This is a genomic window from Fusibacter sp. A1, assembly GCF_004125825.1.
Taxonomy (GTDB): domain Bacteria; phylum Bacillota; class Clostridia; order Peptostreptococcales; family Acidaminobacteraceae; genus QQWI01.
In genome coordinates, this window is the sequence record NZ_QQWI01000010.1 from 1 (window position 1) to 19,339 (window position 19,339).

A 19,339-nucleotide genomic window follows, 5' to 3' on the forward strand; every position below is an offset into this window, starting at 1 on the left:
TCATTTATATGTTTATTCAATACCTTGTCTTTGAATGAAACTTTATAATGTAGACTCATGATGTTCTCCTTTTCCATATATGATATATGGCTCAGCTTATCATGTCTACTTAAATGGGTTCACTTCATCGGAACGGTGGCTCAAAATGGTCCGGAATATGCACTTACACAGAAATTAACAAATACTTGGTAAAAAGCAGATGGTAGTTAATCGACTTGTAATGCTTGATTCAAGTTACATGAAATAGCAGACTTGACCAAGTGGTCAAGGTGTGGTAATATTATAGTATGACCAACTGGTCAAGGTGTGGTAATATTATAGTATGACCAACTGGTCAAGGTTAGGAGGTAATACTATGACAATTGTAAAATTAGAAAATTTGACAAAGTATTATGGAAAAAATAAAGGAATCGAGAATGTTTCTTTTGAAATTGGAGAAGGTGAAGTTTTTGGATTTATTGGTCCAAATGGAGCAGGAAAGTCAACGACCATTAGAACACTCTTGGGTTTTATTAAACCGACAAGTGGGTCAGCAACCATCCTTGGAAGAGATATAAGTTTGAATTTAAATGATGCGAAAATGAATTTAGGATACTTACCTTCAGAAGTAGCTTACTATGATGACATGAATGCATTGCAATTACTTAGATATTCCGGAAAGTTTTATAAAAAGAATTTTGATGCTAGAATTCATGAATTAGCAGCCTACTTCGAGTTAGACCTAAAAAGAAAGATAGAAGACTTATCTTATGGAAATCGTAAGAAGGTAGGCATTATACAATCGTTGTTACACAGTCCAAGATTATTAATTCTGGATGAACCAACAGGAGGTCTTGATCCTCTTATTCAAAGCAGATTTTTTGATTTATTAGACAAGGAAAGAAAAAATGGCACAACAATTTTCTTTTCTTCACATATATTAAGTGAAGTTCAAAGGATGTGTGACCGAATTGGTATTATCAAAGAAGGCGAATTAATTAAAGTTGAAAAATTAGCAGATATGCAAAAAGTAAGATATAAAAAAATAGGGATAGAATTAGATCGATTACCTGAGATAACCATTTTTGACAACATTTCAACTAAAGAGTTATCCATTAAGGGCAACAGGGTTGATTTTTTGTACTCTGGTGAAATGCATGATTTATTACAAGGTATTTCAAAAATTGGTGTAAAAAACTTATGGGTTGAGGATCCTAATTTAGAAGAAATATTCATGCACTATTATCAGTAGAAAGGTGGATGTTATGATTTTATTACAGAGAGAATTAAAGGCGAATTTAAGAGGTATTATCATATGGATGATTGTGTGTGGTGGCGTTATGACTATGTCGCTGTCTATGTTTCCTTCCTTTGCTAAACAAGGTGATTATCTTGCAGAAGTGCTAGCTAGTTTTCCAGAGGAAATGTTAGCAGCAATAAATGCAAGTAGTATTGATTTTACTAACGTGCTAGATTATTTTGGCTACATTTATCAATATGTATTACTTGCAGTTGGGATTATGTCAATGATGTTGGGTGTTAGCGTATTATCAAAAGAAGAAGGTGAAAAGACGATTGAATTTTTGAATGCAAAACCAATGACAAGAAGTACTATCGTAACTGAAAAGATTCTTTTTGTATTAACGCAGATAGTGTGTGTCAGTGCTTTTTTATCTTTTATGGGTTATGTATTAACTAATGGATTTAATGATGGCAGAATTGCGTTAGAACCATTCATTTATGTGTTCTTAGGTACGATTCTAATAGGTACAATTTTTGCATCTATAGGATTGGTCATATCTGTATTCGTTATAAAAACAAAAAGATACATTCCCATTGCATTAGGAATGGTGTTTACAATGTATTTCATGTCTATGATGGTTGCTGTTAGCGATAAGTTAAGTGGATTAAAGTATATTAGTCCCTTTAGTTTATTCAATATAGGTGACTTAATTAATACATTAAGTATAGATTATGAAAATTTACTGATTGCTCTGACACTAATCATTGGATTGGTAACTACTACTTATATATTATATAATAGAAAGGATTTTTATACTTAGAAAAATTAACGCATTTTGATGATTAAGAAGGTAGAATATGAAATTAGAAGGCATTGAGCAAGATATTAAAACGAGAATAATTCAAGCTTTAATTGATGAGTATTCAAAAAATGGTTATTCCGGTGCTTCTACAAATATGATTGTTAAACAAGCAGGAATTTCAAAGGGATCCTTATTTAATTATATAGGAAATAAAGAAGAGCAGTATATATTTATCGTTGATTATGTAATGCAATTCTTTATTGAAACATTATCAAAATCTATGATAGATATTCAGTTGCCAGGTGATTACTTTGATCAACTATTACTAAAGAGTCAAATTAAATTGCAATTAGCTTTAGAATATCCCAAAGAGTATAAATTATTACTAGATGCATATTTAGAACCTGCTGAAGAAGTGAAGAAGTATATGGCAAGTCAATACGCCATATTTTCAAAAACAACAATGCTTAAAGGTAGTGAGAACTTCGATGCAAAGTTATTAAAAACACCTGAAGATAAGGAAAAACTGATAGAGATAGTATTTCACTTGATTTCAGGGTATTCAGATAGTTATATTAAGAATTGTGATACATTGACGATTGAAGCTATTCCGGGCGCGCTTGAAGAAATGACAAGAGAATTGGATACTTACTTTAAAGCATTGAAAAGGGCATTCTTTAAATGAAAAAGCATATGAGGAGTGAATTATATGAATATAGTAGAAACCATTAATAATCGGTTATCGACAAGAAGTTTTAAAACAGAATCCATAGGATATGAGTTATTGGAGAAGATAAGAAAGTATTCAGAAGAACTGGAAGTGCCATTTAATCACTCTGTTGAGATTTGTTGTTTTAAAGCAAGTCCATCAAAGAAGCTTTATACCGTGTTTAATGCACCAGAGGATAATATTGCATTCATAAGTGAGACTGATTATGTATCAATTTCTAAGGCTGGTTTTATAGGCGAATTGCTTATATTGTATGCAACTAGCTTAGGTATATCCACCTGTTGGTATGGTCATTATCATTTAGGGGAATTAGAACAAAACATGCCTCATCTTGGTGTTCATAAAGGCGTTGGAAATAAAAAGTTTGGTTATGGAAAAGGACCTGTGGAAGGGCGAAGAACAATATGTATCTCGCCACTAGCTTACTGGAATCCAAATGGATTGAGGCTGCTAGATAGAATACAAAAACAACGAATTAGTTATAATAGAAAACCAATTGAAGAATTATTGGTTGGAGAATTATCAAAAGAGGATATATCTCCAAAAATTCTTTTCGCACTAGATTTAGCACGAAAAGCGCCATCGGCAGGTAATGGTCAATTTTGGCGGTTTGAGGTAATGGAAAATCAAAAAAAAATTACTGTAGCTATGCCGATTGGTTATAAACATATTAAGTGGGAACATCCCAATGTGGATATTGGAATTGCAGCCTGTCATTTATGGTTGGGATTATTAGAACAAGGAATCACTAGTAATATTACTGTTCATGAAGATCAGGGACGAGCTGTTTGGACATTTGATTTAGACATGTAAAGACGCTAATAGTCTTCAAGCGTACCTGTAATTGAATTTGATGCAGCTTAGATTGTTTCTCTAGGCTGTATTTTTTATAGCCTCCCCGTGTCAGTCATACACAGCCACACTTACTATAAAGGTCTGTCACCAACAGGCTTACCTCCTATCCGGTACTCGTGGTAAGACACGCAAAAAAAGACCTCACCAAGGTCTTTTTCACTTCAAATCCTATTCGATTTCAAAACCCTTCTCTTTAAAAACAGCTTTTACTTTCTCCCAATCGATGTTACGGAGCTTCGCTCCCTTTTCCAGACTGACAGTTCTACCGATCGTATGCACTATACCCGGACGGAGTATGTGAGAAAAGCCTAGACCGACCATGACTTCGATGACTTCCGGGTGGGCTTTCGTAATTTCATAAACATTATTTGTTGCTTTGATTTTTGTCATATTGGTTCTCCTTTACGAAATCAATTGATATTACTTATCAATTACCCTTTGACGGAAATCCTAATCATACATTTGTTTTTGTGTCCCTACAGAGGGATGCGATGACCAGCACGTTCAAGAGTTCAGTTATGAGATAGATACAATTGATTAAAAGAGTTGGCTTAAGTCCTCTCCTTATAGATATCGATAAAACCTTCAATAAATTGCTGTTCAAAATGATTCAGTTCAGATTTTATTTTTTTTATATATCCCATTTGGATCATTATTGGAGGTCCGAATGGGATCTTTTTTAGCTTTAATCCATACAGATCCCATAGAGTATTCAAATTCTGATAAAAGCCTCACCGTGTCAGTCATACTCAGCCATGAGCCACCGTTCAATTGGAACGGTGGCTCTTTTAGCAAGTATATGCACAATATGATGAATTACATGCTTACCGCGAGCTATCATCGTGATACACCTTACGAAGATCCATGCGTAAAATGGTAGTGGTTTACTAATAATATGTGCTTATATAAGCCAATCTTTGTGTTTGAGTCGATATCTTGCTGAACCAAATGGAATGGGCATTAATTCATGCAGAAAATGCGACTGTACTGTATAAGAATGCAATTAGCGTGGTTCGATATGAGACTATGAATATCAAGAAAAAATTTGAGAATTCCTATGCGATGCTGGTGAGTTAAAGAATAGTTGCCATATTAAATTTGAAAGGGGTCTACATGGTGAAAGTGGTTAAGCTATTAAGTATAATACTCTTCAACCTTGTTGCACTGATGATTCACCTATATACTTTTTTGTTTTATATTTATATTACAGCTGAAATTCCAGTTAGCTATACCGTACTTGAATGGAATCAACATCTACGCAATTTGGTTTTGTCTGGAATCCTACTATTCCTACAGGCGGCACTACTATTTTTGATTACCCAAAGAAAAAGAAAGCTCGGTAAATGACCTTCTAATAACTATGATAAACAAGGTGCAAATTTTGGCCAATCGAGTGCTAAAAAGTATCCCATATCATGCGGTTTTCAACTTCAGCAGTTTAGTCAGCAAGGTTACGTCATTAAAACTAAACCATTAAGTCATAGGTTAAGGCGTGTTATAATTTTATTCGAGGTAGTATGGTAATAGGGGGATGATATGTCGAATGGCATAGTTGTGTTTGGTCTAAATGGTAGTGGAAAATCGACACTGGGAAGAGCGGTAGCGAATGCTCTGGAATATAAATTTATGGATATCGAGGATTATGTCTTTTTAGAGTCTGAGATACCATATACCAAGCAACGTTCAAGAGAAGAGTATTTGAGGTTGATGCAAAATGATATTAGAGAGCATGACAAGTTCGTTTTGTCAGCTGTAAAAGGCGACTTTGGAGATGAGATATCCTCAGCTTATAGACTGGGTGTTTTCATAGATGTGCCATATGACATTAGAATTGAACGTGTGGAGCAAAGAATGATAAGTAAGTTCGGAGATAGGGTGAAATTCGGTGGGGATATGTATGAATCGGAAGTGCAATTCCTTGACTTTGTTAAGACACGCAATGTTCTAAGTGTTGAAATGTGGTCGGAGACTTTGGAATGCCCAATCATTCGTGTTGATGGCACAAAAGAGATACTAGATAATGTTAAGTTGATTGAAAAGAGTTACTTAGATATGTTAGCTTGCAAGAATAGAGTTGAAAAATGAGGTTTCCAAGTGCTTCATTCAATAATTGATTTAGTGTTAGAAATGAAGATCTGAGGAAATTGCCTAATTACATTCAAAAGGAGAATCATAGTCTATCTAGTAGACTAGGGGAAAGGACAGGAATATGGAGGCACTATTCCACAGCTGTCCGAGGTGTGAAAAAAAAATCGAATGTCGGAACTTATTCCAAAGTTGTGCGTCTAATCTGTAGAAACTTATGAAAGACATATGGAGGAATACACATGAAAAGAATGATAAGCACATTTATGGTTGCAGCACTTTTAGTGACCGCCGCATCTGCGTTTGCGGATACAGGGAACACATCGGCACCGATGCCTGTTTTAATATCTGAACCAGTACCGACGCTTTATGACAACACTAGCTCAGTCAATTTTGACCTAGTGCAAGACAACGACGAGTTCACGATCATCTTGGATGAGAACATCACAACTGGCTATTCATGGATCTACACGATCAAAGACAAAGCACACGTCAGCTTTATCAGCGACAGTCAAGTCGGTGCTCAAACGGACCTGATCGGCGCAGGCGGCACACACGCATTTAAGTTCAAAGTAAACAGCGAAGGTGTTTCGACTATCACATTCGACTACCAAAGACCTTGGGAAAACGGCAGTGTGGATACGTTGACAGTGTTAGTGTATAAAAACGGCGATACTGTAATTGTAGAAGAAGACAAGACGGTTTACGCGCTCGATGGTGCTGTAACTACTGAAACGGCGGTTAAAGACGTGTTTTACAAAGAAGAGAAAATAGTGTCAGATGTCGATGCTCAAATCATCGACGGCGTGGTGATGGTTCCTTTAAGAAGCACGCTTGAAAAAATGGGTTACAAAGTAACATGGAACCAAGAGACAAGACGCGTGGAGATTCAACAAGGCGCGCAGTGGACATCGGTTGGAATTGGCGAAAACGCATACTTTAAAAACAGAATGGCACCGGCTCCACTAAGCGCGGCACCGGTTATTGTAAATGGCAGAACCCTTGTGCCAGCAGAATTCTTCTCAGTCATCCTTGGAAAGAACCTTATGGTCGAATCGGGTAACTTGTCATTCGACGATCAAGAAGCAGTCATCCATTCGGGGTATGTCAAGGAGATCTCGACAGATGAAACAGGCATGACGACCATTACACTCACAAGTGACATGGATTCGGATGATATCATGTTACAGACCATCATCCACACGTCGAAGGCCTTTACTTTCTATCAAAAAGAGGTAATCGTCGGTGACTTTGTAAGTGTTGTGAGCGCGATGTTCATGACAATGAGCATTCCCGGTCAAACGAGTGGGTATCTGGTTTTCTAGCTCACGAAAAATGAATAGTTATGAATCGAAGGCGGGTCTTGTACCCGTCTTTTTTTGTGGCGAATGCCTACTAATAAAAATGCTATACTGTAAAAAAGGCTAATTGAATGAAGCGTTTACAGTGTGCTTCACATCGTCTGAAAGGCACTGTGCAAACTGACTTGATTGATAGAGGAGGATGGATGGAAACTGAGAGATTGATTTTACGACCGTTCACTAGGGACGACATCAAGGACTTATACGAATACCTGAGCGATGCGGACGTTGTTGCTTATGAACCTTACGGTCCGCTAAGCTACGAAACATGCTGCGAAGAAATTGAAGACAGAAGTTGTGACAAACGGTTTATTGCCGTCGAACTGAAATCTACCGGAAAAGTCATTGGCAATGTCTATTTGAATCTGGTCGATCCGGAGTTGCCCGCACATACGAAATCGGTTATGTTTTCAATAAGGCATACCACGGGAAGGGCTATGCCACAGAAGCTGTCAGGGCGGTGGTGGACAACACCTTCAAGTTTAAGAACGCCCATAGGTTTGTGGCGTTTTGCAATGTGCTTAACGAACCGTCCTGGCACCTGCTCGAACGCATCGGCATGAGGAGAGAAGCCCATCGGGTCAAGAATATGTTCTTTGACAATGACGAAAAGGGTGATCCGCTTTGGTTTGATTCCTACCAGTACGCCATATTGGAAACTGAATGGCATAGCGAGTGAGGCAAGTCGACCATCGGCAACTGGCAATGACCTACGCAGAATAGGTAATAAGGGCTAAGGATGATGCACAAAAGACTTAGCCCTTACCGCCATATGCCGCCTGCGCAAAAGCGATCAAATTCTTCAAGTCATCCGATAGGTGCTTGTCCTTGTGAATGAGGATCTGTACGTATTGGATGAATTTTTTTTCTGTTTGGACCTTCTTCATTTCATTCTTTTCAAGTTCCATAGCCACAGTTGCGTAAGGCATAAAGGAGAATCCGAAGCCTTGTTTCACATAGCTCTTTATGCCTTCGATACTTTCCATCAAGATGGACGTGCCGAGTGTCACGTCATGGGTGTCGAAAAACTCATAAAAAAGACGATTGTAGCCGGTATGCCCCTTCGATAACAGATACTTTTCTTCAGACAAATCCAAAGCGCTATCAGGAATTGCTGATTGAGCGCCTTTCACAAATACGATTTCCTCCTCGAACAGGGTGGTTGCGTTCACACGAGAATCCCTTACCTCGTCATCTAGCGTAAATCCAATATCGATTTGATGCTCCAAAATGAACTGATGGATTTCCTCGCATCTTGCAATGATGAAATTGATGCTTAAATTATGGTGCTCTTCAATGAATGTTCTGAAAAAAGTTGGAAACTTGTACGTGCTTAAGGATTCCGTGATACCGACTTTTAAGGTTCTTGGGGTGTTCTTATTGAGCATGGCAAAGGTTTCATGATGTAGGTTCAGAATTGAGACGGCTTTCTCCCTCAGCAGCTCACCCTTTGCTGTCAGGTAGATTCTTTTTCCTATGCGTTCAAAAAGAGTGCAGTCTAGATCCTTTTCGAGACCTTTTACGCTATCTGAAACGGTGCTTTGCGCATAATTCAGTACTTTAGCCGCTTCTGTAAAACTGCCCATTTCACAAACCTTCAAGAAAACTGTCAATTGCCTGATTTCCAAGTCATACTCCTTTCCTATCGGTATAACCGATGATATATATCGAATAGTTCTGTTTTTCCTATCTTTGTAATCATGATACCATCATACTATCCAAATGCGAAGAGAGGAAATATGAATGAATAAATCAGGTTTAGCGTCAATGGGCATTTTACTGAGTGCGTTTTTCTGGGGAACTTCGGGCATTTTAACACAAATCGGCCTTGTGGAGACAACGCCGATGCAACTCATAGCCATTAGATTCATAGTTGCCGCTATGGTGGCAGGGGTCTTTTTAAAACCTAATCTAAAGAGTCTTTCGTCAAAAAGCATGATCACCGGACTAGTGTTATCAGCGCTTTTAACGGTTATGTATGTGACTTCGACAATCGGCCTTAAGTATACCAGCGCATCGAATGCAGGCTTTATCATCGGGGCGGCGGTCGTCTTTGTCCCGATCATCAATCAGCTTCTTTTTAAAGCCAAGGGTAAGCCGAAAGAGTACGTTGCGGCGGTGATCTGTCTGATCGGATTAGGTCTTGTAACCTTGGCAGGCTCCACACCGCTCAACTACGGCGACCTGCTATGTTTTGGAGATACGATCGCCTATGCGCTATTTATTATTTACAGCAGTAGAATCAGTGAGTCTGAAGATCTAAATCTGCTTGGATTCATTCAGTATGTTCTTGTAGCATTGTTTTCAGGCACCTACTCACTCCTAGTCGAAGGACCTGTTCTGTCGATAGGCTTAGAAAGCATGCTTGTCCTTTTGACGCTTGGTGTCTTTTGCACCTTTGTAGCGTTTCAAGTGCAGTTGAGGGCACAACAACATATCAGCGCAGAAAAAGCGGGGCGCCTTTTGACATTCATACCGATCTTTACTGTGCTTGTGGACTTCCTGGTATTTAAAACGCAGTTAAGTCCCGCAGCTATGTTGGGTGGAGCGCTTATCATAATGGCTACTGTTTTAGGCGATTTGGATTTCAAACATGTCTTCGCATCCCTCTCAGGTACTGTGGCGGAAGGTTAAGCTCTGCATGCGGGCACTTTGATTTTTCAATAGGCTGCGCAGCTCTCGTTAAAACCTTGCTGTCATGACACAAGAAGAACCACCTGTCGATTTCAACAGGTGGTTCTTTTCATAGTTCGCTTGATTACAATTACCTTAAATTCCACCACCGAGTGACAAAATTTAGTAAAATGGCAGTAGTATTGTTTTATTGCAGTTCTTTTGATGATTGATAGAGTTTACAAAGAGGTGTCATTAAGGAGATGTTTGATGAAAAAGCAAATAGGCGCAATTGTTTTATCGATACTGCTGATCATAATTGGAGTCCTGTCGTTTCAACTGATAATGCTGACGAATGCGTTTCATGATCTTGAACGCAAGCAGCATGAAGCAATGCTTGAAATTGATCAGCTACAAGTTGACGTTGATCGAAAATCAGTGGTATCCGGTGAAAGCAATGACGGGTTATCTAGAATGGAAGCTTTGCTGAATCAGATGGATGATAAAGTAAGAATGCTAGAATCGGAACTGGATGGGTATCAAATCAAGCAGATGTTAAATCGGCTTACTTCAATAGAAAGCAAGATAGCCAATATTCCCGTTGACGAAACGCTAAACGCTAAAGCTAAGGTAAAAGACTGGTTGTCGCTATTTTCTGGTAAACAAGCTAGTCAAGTGAATGGTGCTCTGGTTAAAGAGGCGATGGGCGTTAACTCTGACTTCTACTATGATCATTATGCCGCATTTGAATCACCTGAGAGCATTGAAAAACTTACATTTATGATACAAACGGTTTTTCAAGAAGGAGAGGGCTACACTGTAGAGCTTATATCCGAAACAAATCAGGTATATAGGGTCAATGACACTGATGGGAACGCCTTTGATGTCTACTTAAATGATGATGGAATCTACTCCCTTTGGGTATTTGGTTTTCTTTGTGATCAGTATTTCTCCGAGTTTGCAGTAACGATCATCCAACATAATCAGCAGGACACGTTTACAATGCTTGCTTATGAAGCGTATGATGCAACACCTGAAGATGTCGAAACACTATTGAGCAAACACCTGAAGGGCATTGATGGATTTGATTTGTCCTCGCTGTCCTACCTCTTTAAAGGAATCGATGTAGACGGATTTCAATTTACCATTTACGACAGGGCGGGGCATACTTTGGATTTTCATGTGAATCACAGTGACGGTTTCACAAGTATCAAGAATGCAGACCTCATGTGGGGAGAATAGCAATTCGTACCGGAATGGAACAAGTTGATCAAATGCGAATGAATTTGTCTTAGAGTTTGTCCGGATGATTTAGTTTATCGCCGCGGAAAGGTCTAATTGCGTGTTTTAAAAGGAATCATCGATAATAGGATTATACTCGAAGGCATAGATGCCCATGATGATACGGCTGTTCTTGACATTAAACCCTACCTGCCATGTAGCGACCGAGTCCTAAAGGTTCATACTGCAGACTGGGCGACTAATTGGCCACAATCATTAGAAGAATCATCAACGTTTGATTGGAGCAAGGTATTTGATAGTGCAATGCTGTGAAAAGTGGATTGTAGACCTCAATAGACAAAGCAAACCATTGCGTCATCCTGTGGAAAAATTCATACAATTCATAATTTCATATTGACGAAATTATCAGATGTGATAGAATAGGGTAAACGTTTACCTAGAGGTGCTTAATGAAAATAACGATAAAAGACATAGCGAAATTAGCTGATGTATCTACTGCAACAGTTTCTAAAGTAATCAATGGTAAGGATAAAAATATTTCGAGCAGCACTCGGAACAAGATTCTCAAAATCATTAAAGAAACCAATTATGTTCCAAATAGAATTGCTTCAAGTATGATTACAAAAAAAACGCATTCGATCGGTCTTGTTATTCCTGATATTACAAATCCCTTTTTCCCTGAAATAGCGAGAGGGGTTGAGGATCTTGCAAATCAATATTCCTATCATGTGATTTTATGTAATTCGGATAACAATAGCAAAAAGGAACTCGAATATATCGAAATGTTACAAGAAAAGATGGTTGATGGCATTATCTTGACCTCTTCTAGCAATTCAAAGGGCAGTGCGCCCACGCTGAGCAAACTTCAAATACCAGTAATTACAGTGGATAGGGAGATTGAGGGGGTCACAACGAGCGGAAGGATAATTGTCGATAACTATAGTGGCGCTTACGAAGCGGTTACCTATATGCTTAATTCGGGCTATAAGAAAATACTCCATTTAGCGGGACCTATGACGACTAAACCATCTGTAGACCGCTATCAAGGTTACTTACAAGCCCACAAGGACTTCGGTGATCTAGTGGATGATTCTTTGTATATCGAAGGACACTACACCGCTGAGTTTGGATATAAGGGAATTAAAACAGCGCTTAAGCATGAATTGGATTTTGATGCAGTCTTTTGTGGCAATGACTTGATCGCGCTTGGGGCGATTAAAGGCCTTCATGAGTTAAGGTTGAGAGTACCGGAAGATATCGGCGTAGTAGGGTTTGATGATATCTATATGGCGACCCTGATCGATCCCAACTTAACGACGGTTCATCAGCCCAATTATCAAATGGGCTACAAGGCGGCACAAATGTTGATCGATGTGATAGAGAATAGAACGTTAAGTGATGTAGAAGAAGTTTTAATGACAAAACTTGTGATAAGAGAAACGACTAAATAGTCAATTCTCTTTGTATGGTTAAACGTTTAACTCGTTGAAAATGAATAGGTGGAAAGAGATGAAGAAGATACTGGTTGTAGGTAGTTTGAATATGGATTTAGTTACAAAAGTAGATGTTACTCCTACTGTTGGTGAAACGGTTTCGGGAACAGGTTTGGAATTGATTCCTGGTGGAAAAGGTGCCAACCAAGCGATTGCCATGTCTAAACTAGGTGCAAATGTAAAAATGGTAGGCTTGATCGGCGATGACCAGTATGGCGACTTGCTAAGGTCGAATCTAGAACTTGAGGGTGTGGATCACTCAGAGGTTAGGATGGTGAGCCAGTGTCCTTCGGGTATCGCTTTTATCATGGTAAACCGATCAGGTGACAATTCCATTGTGGTAGTTCCTGGTGCAAACGAAAAATTGCTACCGACAGATATTCAGGAGTCCTGGTTTGAGGATGTGGAGTACCTGGTCTGTCAGTTGGAAACACCGCTAGATACCATTGAAGAAGTCCTAAAGGAAGCAAAGGCAAAGCATATCAAGACAATTTTGAACCCAGCTCCTGCTAAACAGCTAACTAAGGACTTGTTGAGGCATGTGGATATGTTGGTGCCAAATGAGACGGAGTTTTATCATATTACTGGGATCAAGATCACATCTAAAGAAGATTTTATTGAAGGGTACCGAATGATCAACCAACTAGGCATCAAAGAGCTGATCGTAACGATGGGCGCCCAGGGGTCATGGTACTATAACGGAACCGATTTTATTGAGGCGAAGGCTGAAAAGGTGAACGCGATAGATACCACCGCTGCGGGGGATAGCTTTATTGGCGGTGTAGTCACTAAACTTGCTTCTGGCTATTCGATGAGTGAAGCACTGGACTACGGTTCAAAAGTAGCGGCGATTACGGTAACTCGATTTGGAGCGCAAAGTTCATTGCCGACATGTGAAGAGGTAGAAGCGTTAGAGGTGAAAAATGAGAAAAGGTAAATTATTAAATTCAAATATCGTTTCTGTATTAGCTAAACTGGGTCATACCGATACGATAACCATCGCTGATGCAGGACTGCCTATACCCGGAAAAGTGGAACGGATTGATTTGGCGCTTCTTAAAGGTGTTCCTTCATTTTTAGAAACGTTGATGATTGTAGCAAGCGATATGGAAATAGAAAAGATAACACTTGCGGAAGAGATCAAGACACATAACCCGGAAGTATTAAATGTGATAAAAGAGAAGTTTGAGCAGATAGAAATAACTTTTGTCAGCCATGAGGAGTTCAAGCAGCTTAGTAGCGGGTCGAAAGCAATCATACGAACTGGCGAATGTACGCCATATGCCAACATTATTTTGCAATCCGGCGTAAATTTCGAAGAGGCTTAATATGAGTGATGTCATTTTAAGAATGGAAGGAATCACCAAAGAATTTCCAGGTGTCAAAGCACTGGATAGGGTGAACTTGAATGTTTATAAAAACCGAGTGATGGCACTGCTTGGTGAAAATGGCGCGGGCAAATCCACGTTAATGAAAATTCTTTCTGGTGTTTATCAAAAAACCGAAGGTGAGCTATACCTGATGGGAGAACCGCTTGAAGTGAGTGGTCCCAAAGACGCAATGGAAAAGGGAATCGCTATCATACATCAAGAGCTCAATTTGATCAACGAGTTAAGCATTGCTGAAAATATCTTCTTAGGTAGGTTTCCTCAAAAACACGGAAAAATCGATTGGAAAGCACTTGAAAGTAAATCGGAAGCGCTATTGACGAAGCTTAATCTAAAACTGAATCCCAAAACACTAGTTAAAGAACTCAGTATCGGGCACCAACAAATGGTTGAGATCGCAAAGGCTTTGTCATTTGACGCTCGAATCATTATCATGGATGAACCTACCGATGCGTTGACGGACACTGAATCAGAGAGCTTATTTGATGTGATCGAAGAATTGAGGGCCCAGGGTAAGAGCATAGTGTACATTTCACATCGATTGCCTGAAATCTTCAAGATCTGTGATGATGTTACCGTGTTGAGGGATGGACAGTTCATCAATGAATCAAAAGTCTCTGAAATTGATGAGGACAAGCTGATTGAACTGATGGTTGGAAGGAAGCTGGAAGAGCAATATCCGTATTTGGATTCAACCAGTAATGAAGTGATATTTGAAGTGGAAAAACTATCGAACCGGTTTGTACAGGATATAAGTTTCACCCTGAATCGTGGAGAGATATTGGGGATTGCCGGATTAATGGGGGCGGGTCGCACCGAACTTGCAAAATCAATTTACGGGGCAATTAAAAATGACACTTGTAACCTAAGGCTAAATGATAGAAAAGTGAATATCGTCGATGAGGCGAGCGCTCTTAAAGAAGGCATCGCTTATGTATCTGAAGACAGAAAAAAGGATGGTCTCGTTCTTTCACTTTCGGTTAAAAAGAATATGAGCTTATCCTCGTTGTCAAAGTATAGCAATTTTATGCATATAAAAAAATCGTCGGAAACCAAAATGGCGGACACCTTTAAAGAGCAAATGCAGATTAAAACACCGTCACTGGATCAGATCGTAAAGCATTTAAGTGGTGGTAATCAGCAAAAGGTATCCATTGCAAAAGCGTTGTCGTGTGATCCTAAAGTGTTGATTTTAGATGAACCCACTCGGGGTGTCGACGTAGGCGCAAAAAAAGAAATCTATGAATTAATGAATTCGTTTAAAGAAGATGGCATGGGCATCATCATGATTTCTTCAGAGATTCCGGAAATATTAGGAATTTGTGATCGTGTTTTAGTGATGCATGAAGGTAAAGTTGCAGGCATTCTTTCTAGAAGTGAAGCAACTCAGGAAAGTATCATGAGGCTTGCAATAGGCATCGAGGGGGCAAATTAATGAATCAAACTACTAAAACTATCTTAAGGCGATATCAATCAGTGATTGCGCTAATTATCTTTTCGATCATCATCGCGATGTTGAACGATCGATTTATGACATTTTCAAATATCATGAATATTTTGCGACAAACATCGATCAATTCAATCATTGCGGCAGGTATGACATTTGTCATTTTGACTGGCGGTATTGATTTGTCCGTCGGCTCAACCTTAGCTTTTTCTGGTGCCATGGTCGCATGGTTCATTGCAAGCGGAATGAATCCCTTGCTTGCGATTGTTCTTGCCCTAGCCATAGGAACAGCGATCGGTGTACTTAATGGAATCGTGATTTCAAAAGGTAAATTACAACCATTTATCGTCACACTGGCGACCATGACTGTTTTTAGGGGTGCTACGTTAGTATTTACAGACGGAAAACCAATAAGTACCGGATATGAGTCCAATGCAGAATTTTTAACGCAGATCGGTAATGGTTATTTAGGTGTGATTCCAATTCCTATTGTGATCATGATCTTTGTTTTCGCAATCGGCTACTATATTCTGACTCAAACTTCCTTTGGAAGATATGTTTATGCGCTGGGCGGCAATGAGGATGCGACGAAACTATCAGGCATAAACACCAACAGACTTAAAATTATTGTTTACGGAATGAGTGGTTTATTTGCAGCACTTGCCGGTGTCATTATCACTGCGAGATTGTCTTCTGCCCAACCTACAGCAGGGCAGGGTTATGAGCTGGATGCCATAGCCGCAGTCGTATTAGGTGGAACTTCATTGGCTGGCGGTCTAGGTACCATCATGGGTACCGTGACAGGAGCGCTTATCATTGGAATTTTAAACAATGCCTTGAATCTTATGAATGTAAGTTCCTATTATCAGCTCTTGGCAAAGGGTGTAGTGATTCTAATCGCAGTACTGATTGACCGTAAGGAAAAATAGTTATTGATGCTGTTTACAGCTGATATAAATTGTGTGACAGGGGTTGCACAACAAAAAAAACAATTTGAGGAGGATCTCATGAAAAAAGTATTATCTCTTGCACTGGTGTTACTTTTATTGATGTCAATGTTTGCTGGGTGTTCTAGCAATAGTGACAGTGATGAAACTAGCGGTAAAATTGGTTTAATCGTTTCTACGCTAAATAATCCATTCTTTGTGACTTTAAAAGATGGTGCACAAGAAAAGGCTAAAGAATTGGGATTGGAATTAGTAGTACTTGATTCACAAAATGATGCAGCGGCTGAACTTTCAAATATGGAAGACTTACTAACACAGGGTGTTAGCGTTATCCTGATCAATCCAACGGATTCAGATGCTGTTGGAAATGCAATTAAGGCTGCAAATGCAAAAGGTGTTCCAGTAATTACGCTTGATAGAGGTGCGAACTCAGGAGAAGTCGTTTCGCATATCGCATCTGATAATGTAGCTGGCGGCTTAATGGCAGGGCAATACATAGTTGAACTGTTAGGCGGCGCCGGTAAGGTAGTCGAGCTAGAAGGTATCGCAGGCACATCTGCGGCAAGAGATAGAGGCCAAGGATTCAATGATGCTTTGGTTGGTACGGATGTTGAAGTTGTAGCAAATCAAGTTGCAGATTTTGATAGAACTAAAGGGCTTTCCGTAATGGAGAATATTTTACAAGCTCAACCAGAAATCAATGCTGTATTTGCTCATAATGATGAAATGGCTTTAGGTGCTATAAAAGCGATTGAGTCAGCAGGAAAAAACATCATCGTTGTTGGATTTGATGCGACTGATGATGCGGTAAATGCTGTGAAGGAAGGTTCTATGGCGGCGACTGTTGCCCAGCAACCGAATCTAATCGGTAGTTTGGGTGTAGAAGCTGCAAAAAAAGTCATCGACGGGTCTACAGTTGATGCATTTATTCCGGTAGCGCTAAAGCTTATTACAGGTAGCGACGAGCCGGTGGTTCAAGAAGCAAAGACGATGGGTCTGATTCTATCCACCTTGAACAACCCGTTTTTTGTAACTTTAAAAGAAGGTGCTGAAGCCAAAGCTGCTGAACTAGGAGTGGAATTAATCGTTTTAGACTCTCAAAATGATGCGGCTAAGGAACTTTCGAATATGGAAGATCTATTAACACAAGGTGTTGATCTGATCTTAATCAATCCAACAGATTCTGATGCGGTAGGCAATGCAATTAAAGCAGCCAACAGTGCTGGTGTGCCGGTAATTACATTAGATCGTGGAGCTAATCATGGCGAAGTGATTTCTCATGTGGCTTCTGACAATATCGCAGGTGGAGTTATGGCTGGCAAGTACATCGCTGAATTATTAGGTGGTACTGGCAATGTTGTTGAACTCGAAGGTATTGCAGGTACTTCTGCGGCAAGAGATAGAGGTCAAGGCTTTAACGATGCATTAGTAGGAACAGACATAACAGTAGTCGCAAAACAGGTTGCTGATTTTGATAGAACAAAAGGATTGTCTGTCATGGAAAACATTTTGCAAGCACAGCCCGAAATCAATGCTGTATTTGCTCATAATGATGAAATGGCACTAGGAGCACTTACTGCAATTGAAGTATCTGGTAGAGATATTATCGTTGTCGGATTTGATGCGACAGATGATGCTGTAAAAGCTGTAGAAGCTGGTAAAATGGCGGCAACAGTTGCTCAGCAACCCAATTTGATCGGTGCTTTAGGTGTTGAATTTGGATTAAAGGCATTATCTGGCGAGCAAGTTGATTCCTATGTTCCAGTAGAGTTGATGCTAGTAAAATAAGAAATACTCCCCATGCTCCTTTTATCTATCCCATACATGATGTATGGGTTTAGATAAAAGGAGTTTTTTTGCAGTTACAGCCTAATCCAAATGATACATATGAGGTAGACAGCAAGGGTATTCTGTAAGAGGTTCTTACTTATTTATTATCTCTGTCATACTGAATAATATCGTTTACACATTCCTTAACCGATACATAGAGCTTATCGAGTGAGGGCTCGGTAACAAGTGAACCTATTAAGCATACAGGATTTGTTTTTTGATGTGTATTGATATCGGTATAAAAATGACTGGTGAGATCACGGGCTTTAAGGTGGGGAAAGATATACCACTGTTTTACCGTAATTAGCTGCTTAATATCAACACCGACATTCGCTAGCTCATCCGTCATGCCATCGATTGCTGATTTAGATATCTTTCCATATGTATAGGCAACAAGGGTAGTACGTGCCGATTGTCTTTTTGTATAGAAAAACTGAATTTTTCCGTTTTGTCCAAAGTTTGATTTGAAGTAAGTTGTTGGAAGATGTTTATTGTGAACTTCATAAACCGCAGAAATAAAGGGATTGGTTTCGATTTTTTTCATAAGTGTGTTATACAAGGTGTCTTTAATTACATCCTTAGGCAACTTGGTTGTGATGAGGACTTTATCAAAGTAGTCATGTCCGTAAGGTGATTCGATTTTTACCTTTTTGTTTACTACTTCTACATTGATCACTTCGAGCGAATATCTGATATCAGATATATTCTCGCTTAAGCGACTAATAAGGTTCGACATTCCTTTGTTGAGGCTAAGTAGTTTATCTCCTTTTATAAAAGCATAGAGTATGTCAAGACTAAAGATCTTAAATACATAATAGGCTTGAATATGATTGATATTACCGAGTCCGAATGAAGACAGCAAGGGGGTTATGATTTTTGTGATCTGCTCTAACTGATGGTGATTCGCATAGGAGTTAAAAGTAACCAGTAGTTCCTCAGGTACAAAATCAAATCGTACACCCTCAAGATACGTTTTATGTGGTAGAAGGAGTTTAGAAAGCTTGTTAAGTTCTTCAAGTAGAAGTTGTACTTCGTTTTGTGACATCATCTCGGTAGGTTGGTAGCATTCGTTGACATAGTTTTTGTAGATGAAAACCTCTGAGTAGTCAACTTTTAACTCAATAAGCAGCTCTTTGATTTTATTGGAAAAGGAAAATACGGTACCAATGTCTGTGTACACACCTTTACTAAAGAGTGTTCTACAATGACCACCGATATGTTCTTCCTTTTCGTAAATTGTAACCTCAGTTCCTGCTTTTTCTAGTAAGTAGGCGGCTAACATACCACTAAAACCTGCACCAATTACTGCAACTCTCATATAATC

General features: G+C 39.2%; 19 protein-coding genes and 2 pseudogenes. 18 read left to right on the forward strand and 3 right to left on the reverse strand.

Annotated features, from left to right (window positions below):
• The first annotated feature begins 355 nt into the window (after positions 1 to 355).
• From DWB64_RS14225 to DWB64_RS14240, 4 genes are read left to right on the forward strand one after another with little or no spacing between them, the layout of a single operon-like run.
• A complete protein-coding gene (locus tag DWB64_RS14225; RefSeq protein WP_129488924.1) occupies positions 356 to 1,231 on the forward strand; it encodes an ABC transporter ATP-binding protein in 876 nt (291 codons plus the stop codon).
• A gap of 13 nt (positions 1,232 to 1,244) precedes the next feature.
• Positions 1,245 to 2,042 carry an ABC transporter permease subunit gene (locus DWB64_RS14230; protein WP_129488925.1) on the forward strand — a complete coding sequence of 266 codons (798 nt, stop codon included), beginning with the start codon at positions 1,245 to 1,247 and terminating at the stop codon, positions 2,040 to 2,042.
• Positions 2,043 to 2,079: 37 nt separating this feature from the next.
• Complete coding sequence (locus tag DWB64_RS14235) at positions 2,080 to 2,709, forward strand: TetR/AcrR family transcriptional regulator (RefSeq protein WP_129488926.1); 630 nt, start codon at positions 2,080 to 2,082, stop codon at positions 2,707 to 2,709.
• A 24-nt stretch (positions 2,710 to 2,733) separates the two neighbouring features.
• A complete protein-coding gene (locus DWB64_RS14240; RefSeq protein WP_129488927.1) occupies positions 2,734 to 3,567 on the forward strand; it encodes a nitroreductase family protein in 834 nt (277 codons plus the stop codon).
• 210 nt (positions 3,568 to 3,777) lie between these two features.
• On the opposite strand, the gene DWB64_RS14245 is transcribed toward DWB64_RS14240, so the two are convergent.
• Positions 3,778 to 3,999 carry a DUF1858 domain-containing protein gene (locus DWB64_RS14245; RefSeq protein WP_129488928.1) on the reverse strand — a complete coding sequence of 74 codons (222 nt, stop codon included), beginning with the start codon at positions 3,997 to 3,999 and terminating at the stop codon, positions 3,778 to 3,780.
• Positions 4,000 to 5,145: 1,146 nt separating this feature from the next.
• Here DWB64_RS14245 and DWB64_RS14255 point away from each other — a divergent pair.
• The 4 genes and pseudogenes from DWB64_RS14255 (at position 5,146) to DWB64_RS19670 (ending at position 7,734) form a co-directional block, all read left to right on the forward strand.
• The gene (locus tag DWB64_RS14255) at positions 5,146 to 5,694 is read left to right on the forward strand and encodes an AAA family ATPase (RefSeq protein ID WP_129488930.1); all 549 of its coding nucleotides are present in this window, start codon (positions 5,146 to 5,148) and stop codon (positions 5,692 to 5,694) included.
• Positions 5,695 to 5,936: 242 nt separating this feature from the next.
• Positions 5,937 to 7,019, forward strand: coding sequence for a stalk domain-containing protein (locus DWB64_RS14260; RefSeq protein ID WP_129488931.1), 1,083 nt, complete (start codon positions 5,937 to 5,939; stop codon positions 7,017 to 7,019).
• A 182-nt stretch (positions 7,020 to 7,201) separates the two neighbouring features.
• Positions 7,202 to 7,378 (forward strand): annotated as a pseudogene (locus tag DWB64_RS19665) (GNAT family N-acetyltransferase); the annotation flags it as partial.
• A gap of 74 nt (positions 7,379 to 7,452) precedes the next feature.
• A complete protein-coding gene (locus DWB64_RS19670) occupies positions 7,453 to 7,734 on the forward strand; it encodes a GNAT family protein (protein WP_348983851.1) in 282 nt (93 codons plus the stop codon).
• Positions 7,735 to 7,810: 76 nt separating this feature from the next.
• On the opposite strand, the gene DWB64_RS14270 is transcribed toward DWB64_RS19670, so the two are convergent.
• A complete protein-coding gene (locus tag DWB64_RS14270; RefSeq protein ID WP_129488932.1) occupies positions 7,811 to 8,683 on the reverse strand; it encodes a LysR family transcriptional regulator in 873 nt (290 codons plus the stop codon).
• 115 nt (positions 8,684 to 8,798) lie between these two features.
• Between DWB64_RS14270 and DWB64_RS14275 the strand changes: the two genes are divergently transcribed.
• The 10 genes and pseudogenes from DWB64_RS14275 to rbsB (DWB64_RS14320) all read left to right on the forward strand — a co-directional run bounded on the left by DWB64_RS14275 (position 8,799) and on the right by rbsB (DWB64_RS14320) (position 17,973).
• The gene (locus DWB64_RS14275) at positions 8,799 to 9,689 is read left to right on the forward strand and encodes a DMT family transporter (protein WP_129488933.1); all 891 of its coding nucleotides are present in this window, start codon (positions 8,799 to 8,801) and stop codon (positions 9,687 to 9,689) included.
• Positions 9,690 to 9,938: 249 nt separating this feature from the next.
• Positions 9,939 to 10,910, forward strand: a complete 972-nt coding sequence (locus DWB64_RS14280; protein ID WP_129488934.1) for a hypothetical protein — start codon at positions 9,939 to 9,941, stop codon at positions 10,908 to 10,910.
• Positions 10,911 to 11,006: 96 nt separating this feature from the next.
• Positions 11,007 to 11,222, forward strand: a complete 216-nt coding sequence (locus DWB64_RS14285; RefSeq protein WP_129488935.1) for a TrmO family methyltransferase — start codon at positions 11,007 to 11,009, stop codon at positions 11,220 to 11,222.
• Positions 11,223 to 11,359: 137 nt separating this feature from the next.
• Entirely contained in the window at positions 11,360 to 12,361 is a 1,002-nt protein-coding gene (locus DWB64_RS14290) for a LacI family DNA-binding transcriptional regulator (protein ID WP_129488936.1), read from the forward strand.
• A 58-nt stretch (positions 12,362 to 12,419) separates the two neighbouring features.
• The gene (rbsK, locus tag DWB64_RS14295; RefSeq protein WP_164980427.1) at positions 12,420 to 13,340 is read left to right on the forward strand and encodes a ribokinase; all 921 of its coding nucleotides are present in this window, start codon (positions 12,420 to 12,422) and stop codon (positions 13,338 to 13,340) included.
• On the forward strand, positions 13,327 to 13,731 hold the full coding sequence (gene rbsD, locus DWB64_RS14300) for a D-ribose pyranase (protein WP_129488938.1): 405 nt from the start codon (positions 13,327 to 13,329) through the stop codon (positions 13,729 to 13,731). Before rbsK ends, rbsD begins: the two co-directional genes overlap by 14 nt.
• A gap of 1 nt (position 13,732) precedes the next feature.
• Entirely contained in the window at positions 13,733 to 15,226 is a 1,494-nt protein-coding gene (locus DWB64_RS14305; RefSeq protein WP_129488939.1) for a sugar ABC transporter ATP-binding protein, read from the forward strand.
• Positions 15,226 to 16,167: a ribose ABC transporter permease gene (rbsC, locus tag DWB64_RS14310; RefSeq protein ID WP_129488940.1), complete on the forward strand. Its 942-nt coding sequence runs from the start codon at positions 15,226 to 15,228 to the stop codon at positions 16,165 to 16,167. Before DWB64_RS14305 ends, rbsC begins: the two co-directional genes overlap by 1 nt.
• Positions 16,168 to 16,245: 78 nt before the next feature.
• Positions 16,246 to 17,139, forward strand: a pseudogene (gene rbsB / locus DWB64_RS14315) (ribose ABC transporter substrate-binding protein RbsB); the annotation flags it as partial.
• A gap of 36 nt (positions 17,140 to 17,175) precedes the next feature.
• Positions 17,176 to 17,973, forward strand: coding sequence for a ribose ABC transporter substrate-binding protein RbsB (gene rbsB / locus DWB64_RS14320; RefSeq protein WP_129489040.1), 798 nt, complete (start codon positions 17,176 to 17,178; stop codon positions 17,971 to 17,973).
• A gap of 139 nt (positions 17,974 to 18,112) precedes the next feature.
• On the opposite strand, the gene DWB64_RS14325 is transcribed toward rbsB (DWB64_RS14320), so the two are convergent.
• Complete coding sequence (locus tag DWB64_RS14325; RefSeq protein ID WP_129488941.1) at positions 18,113 to 19,333, reverse strand: FAD-dependent oxidoreductase; 1,221 nt, start codon at positions 19,331 to 19,333, stop codon at positions 18,113 to 18,115.
• Between the last annotated feature and the right edge of the window lie 6 nt (positions 19,334 to 19,339).